Raw genomic sequence first — 12,611 nt, forward strand, 5'->3', positions numbered from 1 at the left:
AAAGTTTTTTGAATCGAAGTTGTAGGGTGGTCGAACGTTCGCTCGAATCTCAGTCGCGTTCGGGCGTCGCCGAGATGCGGTGGATCGACAGGTCCGCGCCGTCGAACTCGGCTTCGCGGTCGAGGCGCAGCCCGACGGTCGCCTTCAGCGCACCGTACACGAGCGTGCCGCCCGCGGTCGCGATCGCGATGCCGCCGAGCGTGCCGACGAGCTGCGACATGAACGACACGCCGCCGAGGCCACCGAGCGCGGGCAGGCCGAACACGCCGGCCGCGAGGCCGCCGAGCGCGCCGCACATGCCGTGCAGCGGCCACACGCCGAGCACGTCGTCGATGCGCCACTTGTTCTGCACGCAGGTGAACATCGCGACGAACAGTGCGCCGGCAGCGGCGCCCGTGACGAGTGCGCCGATCGGGTGCATCACGTCGGAGCCCGCGCACACCGCGACGAGGCCCGCGAGCGGCCCGTTGTACGTGAAGCCCGGGTCGTTGCGGCCGGCCATCCACGCGGCGAGCGTGCCGCCGACCATCGCCATCAGCGAGTTCACGGCGACGAGGCCGCTGATCTTGTCGAGCGTCTGCGCGCTCATCACGTTGAAGCCGAACCAGCCGACCGCGAGCACCCACGCACCGAGCGCGAGGAACGGGATGTTCGACGGCGGGTGCGCGGCGATCCGGCCGTCCTTCGCATAACGGCCGTGGCGCGCGCCGAGCAGCAGTACGGCCGGCAGCGCGACCCAGCCGCCGAACGCGTGCACGACGACGGAGCCCGCGAAATCGTGGAACGGCGCGCCGAACGCGTGCGTGAGCCAGGCCTGCACGCCGAAGCGTTCGTTCCACGCGATCCCTTCGAAGAACGGATAGATGAAGCCGACGATGATCAGCGTCGCGACCAGCTGCGGATTGAACTTCGCGCGCTCGGCGATACCGCCGGACACGATCGCGGGAATCGCCGCCGCGAAGGTCAGCAGAAAGAAGAAGCGTACGAGCGCGTAGCCGCTGTGCTGCGACAGCGTGCCGATGTCGTCGAAGAACTCGACGCCGTACGCGATCGTGTAGCCGATGAAGAAATATGCGAGCGTCGACACCGAGAAGTCGACCAGGATTTTCACGAGCGCGTTGACCTGGTTCTTCTTGCGGACCGTGCCGAGTTCGAGAAATGCAAAGCCCGCGTGCATCGCGAGCACCATGACGGCGCCGATCAACAGGAACAGTGAGTCGACGCCGGATTTCAGACCATCCATGCCGTGGCTTCCTTGCGCAAAAAAAGGGCGAGGAACGCAAAAATCGAGCCAAGCTGGTGAACGGCTGCGTGGAATTGGTGCGGTGCGCGCTGCCGGATGGGGCGCCGGCGCGACGTGCGCGCATCGGGGGAGCGACGGCTGCCCAGCGGGGCGCCGTCGAGCGCACGGACGTGGTGCGTGGCGTTCCGATCTGGTGCGGACGAGGTGCGCGATCGTGCGGCATCGCGCACCGGCCTGGCGCGTCAGGAGCGCCGGAAGGACAGGCGCGGGCGGCGCAGCCGCACGGCGCACGCGCACCAGTACGCCGCGACGGCCGCGAGCCCGAGCGCGGCGAACGCGAGCGCCGCGAAGCCGGCCGGGGACGCGTCGGCGCTGTCGGCGGTCAGCATTTCGCGCGCGACGATCAGCGCGGCCGTCCAGAAGCCGAGAATCCCTTGGGTGAGCAGGCGCGCGGATTCGATGCGGCGTGCGCGGCCGATTTCCGGCGGGTGGCGCGAGCACCGCGCGCGCAGACACAGGAACCAGGCGACGGCCAGCAGGGCCGCCAGGATGATGAGCCAGTCGACGAGGAAATCCATGAATTGCGGATCGCGGGCGATGCGGGTCGGAGGGACTTCACTTTAGGGCGATCGCTCGCACGATTGAATCAGACGAATCCGAAATTGAAAGCTGTTTTTAACCCGGAGTGAGCGAAATGCGGCTCGCATCGGCGGTATCATCGACGTCGGTTCAACCACGAGGCCGCGCCACGCGCGGCCGGAGATTGCAGATGAAGGTAAGTGAATGGCGAGTGAGCGGGCGCGGGCCCGCGCTGGCGGTTGTCGCCGCGTGCGCGGCGCTGCTGCTCGGCGGATGCGAGAAGTCCGGTGCGCCGGTCACGCAACCCGATACGGCCGCGAGCGCGGCCGCCGATGCCGCGAAGCACGCGACGCAGGCGATCGACCAGGTGACGAGCGCGGCGAAGGCCGGCATCGCGTCCGCGGCGTCGGCCGTGCCGCCGCTGTCCGCGAGCGGCCTCGCCTCCGCCGCGCAGGCGCAGATCGACGCGGCTGCTTCCGCGGTCGTCGCGCATGCGGCTTCCGAAGCCGGCGCGAAGATCGCCGAAGCCGGGCGCAAGCTCCAGCAATGGAGCCAGCAGGGCGCGTCCGCCACCAAGCCTGCCAGCGGCCAGTGAGCGGACGCTTGCATGATCCGCAAAATGTAATTATGATGGTTACACATGTCGCCGGCAGCCGGTTCGGGCCGGCGGCGCTCGAGTGGGCGAGGAATGAATACCAGCAGCCGCTTCGCGTTTGCCGTCCACGTGCTTGCCTTGCTGTCGATGCAGGAAGGCGTGCCGCTGTCGTCCGACATCATCGCGGGCAGCGTGAACACGAACCCGGCGCTGATCCGCCGCTTGCTGTCGATGCTGGCGGCCGCCGGGCTGACCACGTCGCAGCTGGGCGCGGGCGGCGGTGCGCTGCTGGCGCGCGAGCCCGGCGCGATCACGCTGCTCGACGTGTATCGCGCGGTCGACGATGCGCAACTGTTCGCGCTGCACCGCGAGGCGCCGAATCCCGCGTGTCTCGTCGGGCGGCACATCCAGGGCGCGCTGACCGACTACATCGGCGACGCGCAGCGCGCGATGGAAGCATCGCTTGCCACCCGCACGCTGGCCGACGTCACGGCCGACGTGCTGAATTCCGAGCAGCTTCGGCTCGATCGGGCCGGCGCCGGCGGATGAGCGAATGGTGGAGCAGTGAGCCGGCCGCGCCGCGCGTGGCCGGTGCAACGGGGTGGACCACCCCATTTTTTTCGGTCTTATCTGTAATTAACTTTGTTACATATTTTGCTTACTGGAGAATCGACATGACGCAACGCACCCTGAATATCGCGCTGTTCGGCGCCACCGGCATGATCGGCTCGCGCATCGCCGCGGAAGCCGCACGACGCGGCCATCGCGTGACCGCGCTGTCGCGCCATCCCGGCGCGGCCGGCGACGGCATCACCGCGAAGGCGGCCGACCTGTTCGACGCGGCCAGCATCGCGGCCGCGCTGCCGGGCCATGACGTCGTCGCGAGCGCGTACGGCCCGAAGCAGGACGATGCGGCGAAGGTCGTCGCGGCCGCGAAAGCGCTGGTTGCCGGCACGCGCCAGGCGGGCCTGAAGCGGCTCGTGGTGGTGGGCGGCGCCGGTTCGCTGGAAGTCGCACCCGGCAAGCAGCTCGTCGACAGCGAAGGTTTCCCGGAAGCGTACAAGGCGGTCGCGCTCGCGCACCGCGATGCGCTCACGTACCTGCGCAGCGTCGGCGATCTCGACTGGACGTTCTTCGCGCCGGCCGCGATGATCGCCCCGGGCGAGCGCACGGGCACGTTCCGCACGGGCGTCGGCAAGCTGATCGTGGATGCGCAGGGCAACAGCAAGATCTCGGCGGAAGACTACGCGGTCGCGTTCGTCGATGCGCTCGAGCAAGGCAGCTTCGTGCGCGAGATCGCGACGGTCGCGTATTGAGCGGCAGACGGCGGCGCAGCCCGTTTTGGCGGGGGCGCCGCCGGTTGACGCTACACTAGGCGATCCGTGCTTCCCCAGACAGGATCGCAATTTGCTTTCGTTATCCTTGCAATTTCTGGGCTGGGCAGTAACGGCCTGTTGCGTCGTTTTGCTGTCCTGCCTTGTCACAGTGCGCCGGCCGGTCCGGCCCCTTGTTGCGGCCCATATTGCGCCCCGTCTCACGACGGGCGCCGCCGCGCTCGGTCTCGTGTTCGGGGTCGGGTTCGCTCAGCCCGCGCCGGCCGCGACCGTGCCCGGGCTCGCGACGTTCCAAAAGCTGATCGCGCCCGCGGTTGCCGAGGCGCCCGCGTCGGCGGCCTCCGGCGCGGCGGCCGCGTCGGGCGCCGCGGCGGCTTCCGCGCCGTCGCCGGCGAGCGCCGCCGAGATCGCCCAGTCGTTCAATTCCGTGATCCGCATGCTCGACAACGATCGGCAGCGGACCGCGCTCGTGTCGCAGCTCAAGGCGTTGCGCGACGTCGCGCAGACCGCGCAGGCGGCTTCCGCCGCATCGGCCCCGTCGGCGGCGAACGCCGGCCTGTGGGGCGCGATCGCGTCCGGGATGGCGTCCGTCGAATCGAGCATGAAGCAGGGCGATTCGCCGCTGCACTACTGGGCGGGGCGCTTCACGGCGGCCGGCAACGAGTTCTATACGATCGTGAGCGGCCACGGCCCCGAATCGTTCGGCATGACCCTGCTCGATTGCGTGCTGCTGCTGGTCGGCTGGGGGGCGTGCGCGGTCGCGCTGATTGCCGTGCAGCAGCGGCTCGCCGCGCGCCTGGGCGTGGCCGTCAGGCTGAATCCGAACCCGAGCGCGCACGAGATGCTGATGTTCGCGCTGCGCCGGGTCGGCCCGTGGATCATCGCGTTCGTGCTCGTGCTGTCGATCGCGCGCAACCTGCCGGAATCGCTCGGCCGCACCGTCGCGCTCGTGATCGCGTATGCGATCGTGGCGGGCTCGGTGTTCGCGGCGCTGTGCCTGATCATGTTCGCGCTGTTCAGCGCCGGCCACCGCCGCGCGGCGGGGCGCGTGCTGATCGAGCGATCGTGGCGCCTGCTGCGCGTGATCGGCGCGTTCGGCGCGCTCGGCGACGCGGCGCTCAACTACGACGTCGCGCATCTGCTCGGCACCAATCTCGCGGGCCTGATCGCGACGGTCGCGAACATGATCGCGGCCACGCTGTGCGCGTATTTCGCGCTCGCGTTCCGGCGCCCGGTCGCGCACCTGATCCGCAACCGCAGCTACGCGCTGCGCACCGGCCATCGCGCGACGACCGAGATGGCCGAATTCGCCGCGTGGATCTGGCCGGTGCCGGTGCTGCTGCTCGCGTTCGCCGCGGTATTCGGCACGCTGGCGGGCAGCCGCACGTCGTCGAACCTGCTGCAGACGTCGATCGTCACCGCGCTCCTGCTGGTGCTCGCGTTTTTCCTGTCGGCGGTCGTGCTGCGCGTCACGCGTCCGAACCCCGCGCACCGCCGCGTGCGGCGCAACCAGTCCGCGTACGTCGCGCGGCTCGTGCGCTTCGCCGGCTCGCTGATGACGCTGTTCGTCTGGCTCGGCTACGTCGAGCTGACGTCGCGGCTGTGGGGCATCTCGATCGCGCGCGTCGTCGAGCACAGCGTGGCGGCGCGCGGCATCGCGCAGGCGATGTCCGCGATCATTATCACGTGGTTCGTGTCGTGGCTCACGTGGATCATCGTCGATACGGCGATCCTCGAGGCGCTCAATTCGGCGGCCGCGCGCCGCGGTCGCAATCCGAGCGTGCGCGCACGCACGATGCTGCCGCTCGTGCGCAACGTGGTGTTCGTCACGATCCTCACGATTGCCGCGGTCGTCACCGCGGCGAACCTCGGCATCAACGTCACGCCGCTGCTCGCGGGCGCCGGCGTGATCGGCCTCGCGGTCGGCTTCGGCGCGCAGTCGCTCGTGTCCGACCTGATCACCGGGCTCTTCATCATCGTCGAGGACACGATCTCGGTCGGCGACTGGATCGACGTCGACGGCGGCCACGCGGGCACCGTCGAGCACCTGTCGATCCGCACCGTGCGGCTGCGCGACGGGCAGGGCGCGCTGCACGCGATTCCGTTCTCGCAGATCAAGATCGTCAAGAACCTGTCGCGCGACTTCGGCTATGCGGTGTTCGAGGTGCGCGCGCCGCTGTCCGCCGATGTCGACGAGATCACGCACCTGATCCGCGACGCGGGCGCCGACCTGTGGAGCGACTTCACGGTGCGGCGCCTGATGCTCGGCGGCGTCGAGGTGTGGGGGCTCGACCGCTTCGAGCCGAACTGGCTGATCTTCAAGGGGCAGATCCGCACGCAGCCGCTGCAGCAGTCGACCGTGATGCGCGCGTTCAACGCGCGCGTGAAGGCGCGGATGGAAGCGGCAGGCATCGCGATTCCGGTGCCGCAGATGCAGGTGGTGTCGTCGTCGCCGCACGGCACGGCGGAAGACGGGACGGTCGAAGGGCCGGTCGTCGGGGCTGGCGAGGCCGGGGCGGCCAATGAACCGTTGGCGTCCGGGCCGGCAACGGCAGCGGCAACGGCAGCGGCGCGGGCCGCGCGCGACGGCGGCGGCGTGTGAGCCGCCGCGATGGGCGGGTGACTCCCGCTACGCCCTGACCGGGATTCGCGTGTACGCGCGCCGCACACGCATGTCGGTATTTATACCGGTCGACGCGGCGAGGCGGTTTTCATATTGTTCCCCCGAACGAAGTGTGCATAGAATAAATTTCTATCGACGAGGGACTGGAGAAATGGACGCCATCGATCGCAAGCTGCTGGAGCTGTTGCAGGCGGATGCCACGCTGCCGATCGCGGAACTGGCGCAGCGCGTGAACCTGTCGCAGACGCCGTGCTGGAAGCGCGTGCAGCGGCTCAAGGAAACCGGCGCGATTCGCGCGCAGGTTGCGCTGTGCGATCCGCGCAAGCTTGGGGTCGGCACGACCGTGTTCGTCGCGATCCGGACGAACCAGCACACCGAGGAATGGGCGCAGCGTTTCACGCAGGCCGTGCGCGACATGCCGGAAGTGGTCGAGGTGTACCGGATGAGCGGCGAGACCGACTACCTGCTGCGCGTCGTGGTGGCCGGCATCGACGATTATGACCGCGTGTACAAGCAGCTGATTCGTACGGTGCCGCTATTCGACGTCAGCTCGTCGTTCGCGATGGAGCAGATCAAGTATTCGACCGCGCTGCCCGTGCGTGCGGACGACGGCGCTTAGCCGCTCGCGCTGACGGCCGCGCGGGCCGCCGTGGCCCGTTGCTTCTGCGCGATCGGCCGGGCGGCGCGTCAGCAGCCGCGCGCGAGCGCGCGCCGGCGCTCGTCGGCGAGCGCGTCGTCGCGCACGAACGACGCGACGAACGCGTCGGCCGGCTCGTGACGCAGCGCATACGGCGTATCCCATTGCGCGAGCCGGCCATCCTTCATCACGCCGATCCGGTCGGCGATCGCGAACGCTTCCGCCTGGTTGTGCGTGACGAGGATCGCGGTGTGGCCCGTGCGTTTCAGGATGTCGCGCAGCTCGAACGCGAGCCGCTCGCGTGTATCGACGTCGAGGTTCGAGAACGGCTCGTCGAGCAGCAGCAGTTCCGGTGACGGCGCGAGCGCACGGGCGAGCGCGACACGCTGCTGCTGGCCGCCCGACAACTCGTGCGGATAGGCGCTGCCGGAATCGGCGAGGCCGACGAGATCGAGCATCTGCGCGACGCGCGCGCGCCGCGCGGCCTTCGGCTGCCGCCGCAGGCCGAACGCGACGTTGTCGGCCGCGCTCAGGTGCGGGAACAGCGCGTAATCCTGGAACATCATGCCGATGCGCCGCCGCTCGGGCGGCACGTCGAGCGACGGCGCCGCGACGGGCGCGCCGTCCAGCACGATGCGCCCCATGCGCACAGGTTCGAAGCCGGCGATCGCGCGCAGCACGGTGGTCTTGCCGCAGCCCGACGCGCCGAGCAGGCAGCCGATGTCGCCGCGCGGCAGCGCGAGGCTCAGGCCGTCGACCACCGTGCGGCGGCCGTGCGGCGTGTCGTAGGCGAGGCAGAGGTCATCGAGTTCGAGCAGGTTCACGGTGTCAGGCTCCGATCTTGTGGCGGGTGCGGGCGAGCAGGATCACGGGCACGAGCCCGGCCAGCACGATCGCGAGGGCGGCGACCGCGCCTTCCTCATAGGTGCCGCGCGCGGCTTCCGCATACAGCCAGGTGGCGAGCGTGTCGAAGTTCAGCGGACGCAGCAGCAGCGTCGCCGGCAATTCCTTCATGGCGTCGACGAACACCAGCAGTGCGCTCGTGGTGAGCGCGGGCCGCAGCAGCGGCAGGTGCACGCGGCGCAGCGTGCCGCCGGCCGTTTCGCCGAGCGAACGCGCCGCCTGTTCCAGCGACGGCGGGATGCGCGCGAGGCCGGCTTCGATGCTGCCGGCCGGGATCGCGAGAAAGCGCACGGTATAGGCAATCACGAGCGCGGCCGCCGAACCCATCAGCAGCAGCCCGTCGCGGCCGAGCGCCGCGCCGAACAGCCGGTCGGCCGCCGCGAACGGGATCAGCAGGCCGATCGCGAGCACGGTGCCCGGCACCGCATAACCGAGGCTCGCGATTCTCGCGCACACGCGGGCCGGGCCCGCACGTGCGCTGTCGCGTTGCGCGCGCGCGGCCCATGCGACGACGAGCCCGCACGCGAGTGTCGCGACGGTGGCGGCGGTGGCGATCGTCAGCGTGTTCGCGAGCCCCGTCATCAGTTGCGCGGACACGCCGCCGACGAGATGCAGCCGCTTGGCCGTCTCGACCGCGAGATACGCGGCCGGCGCGCCGAAGCCGAGCAGCACGGGCAGCCAGCCGAGCGCGGCGGCGCCCCATGCGGCCGTGCCCGTCAGGCGGCGCGGCGCGATCGGCCGCATGCGCCGGCCATGCGCATAGCGCTGGCGGCGGCGCCCGCAGCGTTCGAGCACGATCATGCCGACGACGATCGCGAGCATCGCGAGCGCGATCTGTGCGGCGCCGGCAAGATCGGACCGCGTGATCCATGTCGTGTAGACGGATACCGTCAGCGTCTGCACGCCGAGGAATTCCGATGCGCCGATATCGTTCAGCGTTTCGAGCAGCGCGAGGCTCACGCCGACCGCGATCGCGGGCCGCGCGAGCGGCACGACGACGCGCCAGAACGTGGCGATGCGTCCCGCGCCGAGCGTGCGCGCGGCTTCGAGCAGGCTCGCGGACTGCGTGACGAACATCGCGCGCGTGCTCAGGTAGACATAGGGATACAGCACGAAGCCGAGCACGAAGATCGCGCCGGGCAGCGAGCGCAGGTCGGGCAGGCGGAACTGGCGCGGGCCGTCGAAGCCGAGCAGCCAGCGGATCGCGCCCTGGACGGGGCCGATCGGGTGCAGCAGGTCGAGATACGCGAACGCGACGATGTAGGTGGGAACCGCGAGCGGCAGCAGCAGCGCCCACGTGAGCACGCGGCGGCCGGGAAAGTCGTATGCGGTGACGAGCCACGCGCAGCCGGTGCCGACGACCGATACGATCGTGCCGACGCCCGCGAGCAGCAGCAGCGTATTGACGAGCGCCCGCGGCAGCACGAATTCGGCGAGATGCCGCCAGTGTGCGAGATCGGCGTCGAACGCGGCGGCCACGAGCACCGCGAGCGGCGCCGCGACCGCCGCGGCGATCGCCAGCGCCGCGATCAGCCACAGGCTGCCCGCGCGTGGCTGCAGGCGCGGCCGGCCCGCCGTGCGGCGGGTGCCGGCGGTGGTTGCGTCAGTTGTCAAAACCGACCTTGTCGACGAGCTGGCTCGCCTGCTTGCGATGCTTCGCGATGTCCGTCAGCGGCAGCGGGTCGATCTTCAGCATGCCGAAGCCGGCAATCACCGGATCGAGTTTCACGTTCGCGCGCACCGGGTATTCGTAGTTCGCCTGCGCATACAGCGCCTGCGCTTCCGGCGACACGAGGTATTCGAGCAGTTTCACCGCGTTGGCCTTGTGCGGCGCGTGCTTCGCGACCGACGCGCCGCTGATGTTGACGTGCGTGCCGCCGCTCTTCGCGTTCGCGAACGTCGGCCGCACGACCTTGATCGCGTCGCCCCACTTGCGCGCGTCGCTGCCGGGCTCCGCATTCTTCATGTGGCCGACGTAGTAAGCATTCGCGAGGCCGACGTCGCAGATGCCGCCGAGGATGTCGCGTGCGACGTCGCGGTCGCCGCCGGTCGCCTTGCGCGCGAGGTTCGCCTTCACGCCGCGCAGCCACTTCTCGGTCGCGGCTTCGCCGTCGTGCGCGATCATCGCCGCGACGAGCGCCGTGTTGTACGGATGCTGGCCCGAGCGGATGCAGACCTTGCCCTTCCATTTCGGATCGGCGAGATCCTCGTAGCGGAACGCATCGACCTTCAGGTCCTTCTCGACGTACAGCACGCGATCGCGCAGCGACAGCGCGTACCAGTCGCCGTTCGCGCCGCGTAGGTTCGCGGGAATCGCGTCGTCGAGCGTCTTCGAGCGCACCGGCTGCGTGAGCCCGCCGTCGACGAGATCGAGCAGGTTGCCGACGTCGACCGTCATCAGCACGTCGGCCGGCGACTGCGCGCCTTCCGCCTTCACGCGCTCGAGCAGGCCGTCCTTCACGAACACCGTATTGACCTTGACGCCGCTCTGCTTCGTGAACGCTTCGATGAGCGGCTGGATCAGCTTCGGTTCGCGGGTGGTGTACAGGCTGACTTCCTCGGTCGCGTGGGCCAGCGGTGCGAACGCGGCGGCGGCGAAGGCGATGGCGCCGGCGAGCGGCAGCAGGCGGGTGCGCGAGTGCGACATGGGAGCTCCGTGAGGCAGGCGGACGAAGAGGGCGCGCCGGGCCGCGCCTGCCGTTCGATCGGCCCGGAATATTACAAAATGAAAGACTCGGGATTCTAGATCGAAATGGGAACCGTTATCAAATGGAAGCTTGGGCGGGGGCGGAGAAGGGAGGGCGGCGGGAGTGGGGAAATGCGCGGCAACGCGCGCGCAAGCGCGTAGAATGCCCGCTTCGACGAATTTGACGGAGTTGCCCCGACCATGAACGATCAGCGCAAGAAGAACCCAGTCCGCAACGTGAGCATCCTGATCGTCGTGGCCGTGCTGCTCGTGATCGGGACGATCCTGTACAACGCGATTTCGCAGAAGCGCGCGTACGACGACGCGCACCCGGCCGTCGCGTCGAGCGCATCGGCCGCGCACTGACGCGGCGCGGGCGCCCGCCGAAGCAGGGCGCCGCGTGTGTGCGTCAACCGTGCATCAACCGTGCGTCAACGTGACGCAGGCGCGAATTTCGGGCGGAGCCGCGTGAAGAAGACCGCCGCGAGCAGCGCGAGCCAGGCGGCGCCGACCACCAACGCGATGCGGGTGTCCTCGAACCAGCCGAGCATCACGATCACGAAGCCCATGAACGCGATCGTCAGGGCCGGCGCGACCGGCCACAACGGCACCTTGAACTTCAGCGCGGCGACTTCGGCGTTCGACAGCCGGCGGCGCATCGCAACCTGCGACAGCAGGATCATCAGCCAGACCCACACGGTCGCGAACGTCGCGATTGCCGCGACCATCAGGAACACGTCCTTCGGCATCAGGTAGTTGAGCAGCACGCCGACGAGCAGCGCGACCGCCATCACGAGCACCGTGACCCACGGCACGCCGTGCCGCGACGTCGTCATCAGCACGCGCGGTGCCTGGCCCTGGCGCGCCATCCCGAACATCATCCGGCCCGCGCCGAAGATGTCGCTGTTGATCGCGGAGATCGCCGCGCTGATCACGACCAGGTTGAGGATCGTCGCGGCCGACTTCACGCCGAGCGCCGAGAAGATCTGCACGAACGGGCTGCCGTCGCTGCCGACACCCGTCCACGGGCTGATCGACATCAGCACGACCATCGTCAGCACGTAGAACAGCAGGATGCGCGCGGGCACCGCGTTGATCGCGCGCGGAATCACGCGCTCCGGATCCTTGGCCTCGCCGGCGCTCATCCCGATCACCTCGATCCCGCCGTACGCGAAGATCACGACCGACAGCGACGCGATCAGCCCGCCGACGCCGTTCGGCAGGAAGCCGCCATGGTTCCACAGGTTCGCGAACGTCGGCACGTCGGCCGAATGGCCGAAGTGCATGCCGGTCAGCAGGATCGCCGCGCCGCCGCCGATCATCGCGACGATCGCGCCGACCTTGATGATCGACAACCAGAACTCGAGTTCGCCGAACACCTTCACGTGGCACAGGTTCAGCCCGCAGATGATCGCGACGACGCCGAGCACCCAGATCCACTGCGGGACGTCCGGAAACCAGAAGCCCATGTAGATACCGAACGCGGTGATGTCGGCGATCGCGACGATCACCATTTCGAGCGTGTAGGTCCAGCCGGTGACGAAGCCGGCAAACGGGCCGAGGTTCTCGGTCGCATAGTGGCCGAACGAGCCGGCGACGGGTTCGCGCACGGCCATCTCGCCGAGCGCGCGCATCACCATGTAGACGGCCGCGCCGCCCAGGATGTACGCCAGGATCACGGCCGGGCCCGCGAGCTGGATCGCGGACGCCGAACCGTAGAACAGGCCCGTGCCGATCGCCGAACCCAGCGCGAGAAAGCGGATGTGCCGCGCGCTCAGGTGGCGCTGCAAGTTTTTCATCGTGTCTCCGATATCGTTATGCGACGGACCGGGCGAGCGGGGCCGGTCCGGTTGCCTCAAGTTGTATATACAACTTGAATGTGAACGAATGATAACAAGCCGGGCCGGGTGACCGGAATCGGGTATTCCCTGACTGGCGTGCCGGACGGAACGGCGTGCGGCGTGCGCGCGGGGCGGGCAGGTCATGCGTGGGGCTTCGCTTTATCGGGAAA

Annotated in this window: 12 protein-coding genes; 6 read left to right on the forward strand and 6 right to left on the reverse strand. The window is 69.2% G+C overall.

From position 1 onward, the window contains the following. Positions 1-49: 49 nt before the first annotated feature. Positions 50-1,243 (reverse strand): ammonium transporter, encoded by a 1,194-nt coding sequence (locus tag WT26_RS09330; RefSeq protein ID WP_059664755.1) that lies wholly within the window; start codon positions 1,241-1,243, stop codon positions 50-52. Positions 1,244-1,485: 242 nt separating this feature from the next. Further along, positions 1,486-1,821: a hypothetical protein gene (locus WT26_RS09335; protein WP_069272688.1), complete on the reverse strand. Its 336-nt coding sequence runs from the start codon at positions 1,819-1,821 to the stop codon at positions 1,486-1,488. 191 nt (positions 1,822-2,012) lie between these two features. Between WT26_RS09335 and WT26_RS09340 the strand changes: the two genes are divergently transcribed. From WT26_RS09340 to WT26_RS09360, 5 genes are all read left to right on the forward strand, one after another. Next, on the forward strand, positions 2,013-2,417 hold the full coding sequence (locus tag WT26_RS09340; protein WP_069272689.1) for a hypothetical protein: 405 nt from the start codon (positions 2,013-2,015) through the stop codon (positions 2,415-2,417). A gap of 93 nt (positions 2,418-2,510) precedes the next feature. Next, complete coding sequence (locus WT26_RS09345) at positions 2,511-2,966, forward strand: Rrf2 family transcriptional regulator (protein ID WP_069272690.1); 456 nt, start codon at positions 2,511-2,513, stop codon at positions 2,964-2,966. Between the two features lie 125 nt (positions 2,967-3,091). Beyond that, the gene (locus WT26_RS09350; protein WP_069272691.1) at positions 3,092-3,733 is read left to right on the forward strand and encodes an NAD(P)-dependent oxidoreductase; all 642 of its coding nucleotides are present in this window, start codon (positions 3,092-3,094) and stop codon (positions 3,731-3,733) included. Between the two features lie 205 nt (positions 3,734-3,938). Further along, a complete protein-coding gene (locus WT26_RS09355) occupies positions 3,939-6,353 on the forward strand; it encodes a mechanosensitive ion channel family protein (protein WP_418220247.1) in 2,415 nt (804 codons plus the stop codon). A gap of 172 nt (positions 6,354-6,525) precedes the next feature. Further along, on the forward strand, positions 6,526-6,993 hold the full coding sequence (locus WT26_RS09360; RefSeq protein ID WP_069272692.1) for an Lrp/AsnC family transcriptional regulator: 468 nt from the start codon (positions 6,526-6,528) through the stop codon (positions 6,991-6,993). Between the two features lie 68 nt (positions 6,994-7,061). Here the strand turns inward: WT26_RS09360 and WT26_RS09365 are convergent, their stop codons facing one another. The 3 genes from WT26_RS09365 to WT26_RS09375 are packed head-to-tail and all read right to left on the reverse strand — an operon-like array spanning position 7,062 to position 10,561. Next, positions 7,062-7,835, reverse strand: a complete 774-nt coding sequence (locus tag WT26_RS09365) for an ABC transporter ATP-binding protein (protein WP_069272693.1) — start codon at positions 7,833-7,835, stop codon at positions 7,062-7,064. Between the two features lie 4 nt (positions 7,836-7,839). Further along, entirely contained in the window at positions 7,840-9,528 is a 1,689-nt protein-coding gene (locus WT26_RS09370; RefSeq protein ID WP_059664760.1) for an ABC transporter permease, read from the reverse strand. Continuing rightward, the gene (locus WT26_RS09375) at positions 9,518-10,561 is read right to left on the reverse strand and encodes a Fe(3+) ABC transporter substrate-binding protein (protein ID WP_069272694.1); all 1,044 of its coding nucleotides are present in this window, start codon (positions 10,559-10,561) and stop codon (positions 9,518-9,520) included. The genes WT26_RS09370 and WT26_RS09375 overlap by 11 nt, the downstream gene beginning before the upstream one ends. Before the next feature lie 240 nt (positions 10,562-10,801). Between WT26_RS09375 and WT26_RS37230 the strand changes: the two genes are divergently transcribed. Continuing rightward, on the forward strand, positions 10,802-10,966 hold the full coding sequence (locus WT26_RS37230) for a hypothetical protein (RefSeq protein WP_155774640.1): 165 nt from the start codon (positions 10,802-10,804) through the stop codon (positions 10,964-10,966). A gap of 65 nt (positions 10,967-11,031) precedes the next feature. On the opposite strand, the gene WT26_RS09380 is transcribed toward WT26_RS37230, so the two are convergent. Further along, on the reverse strand, positions 11,032-12,399 hold the full coding sequence (locus WT26_RS09380; RefSeq protein ID WP_069272695.1) for an amino acid permease: 1,368 nt from the start codon (positions 12,397-12,399) through the stop codon (positions 11,032-11,034). Positions 12,400-12,611 lie beyond the last annotated feature (212 nt).

The sequence above is a fragment of the Burkholderia cepacia genome (assembly GCF_001718835.1).
Taxonomy (GTDB): Bacteria; Pseudomonadota; Gammaproteobacteria; order Burkholderiales; family Burkholderiaceae; genus Burkholderia; species Burkholderia cepacia_F.

Coding starts and splice junctions, on each gene's coding strand:
- WT26_RS09330 (WP_059664755.1), bottom strand. CDS start 1,243: ATGGATGGTCTGAAATCCGGCGTCGACTCACTGTTCCTGTTGATCGGC.
- WT26_RS09335 (WP_069272688.1), bottom strand. CDS start 1,821: ATGGATTTCCTCGTCGACTGGCTCATCATCCTGGCGGCCCTGCTGGCC.
- WT26_RS09340 (WP_069272689.1), top strand. CDS start 2,013: ATGAAGGTAAGTGAATGGCGAGTGAGCGGGCGCGGGCCCGCGCTGGCG.
- WT26_RS09345 (WP_069272690.1), top strand. CDS start 2,511: ATGAATACCAGCAGCCGCTTCGCGTTTGCCGTCCACGTGCTTGCCTTG.
- WT26_RS09350 (WP_069272691.1), top strand. CDS start 3,092: ATGACGCAACGCACCCTGAATATCGCGCTGTTCGGCGCCACCGGCATG.
- WT26_RS09360 (WP_069272692.1), top strand. CDS start 6,526: ATGGACGCCATCGATCGCAAGCTGCTGGAGCTGTTGCAGGCGGATGCC.
- WT26_RS09375 (WP_069272694.1), bottom strand. CDS start 10,561: ATGTCGCACTCGCGCACCCGCCTGCTGCCGCTCGCCGGCGCCATCGCC.
- WT26_RS37230 (WP_155774640.1), top strand. CDS start 10,802: ATGAACGATCAGCGCAAGAAGAACCCAGTCCGCAACGTGAGCATCCTG.
- WT26_RS09380 (WP_069272695.1), bottom strand. CDS start 12,399: ATGAAAAACTTGCAGCGCCACCTGAGCGCGCGGCACATCCGCTTTCTC.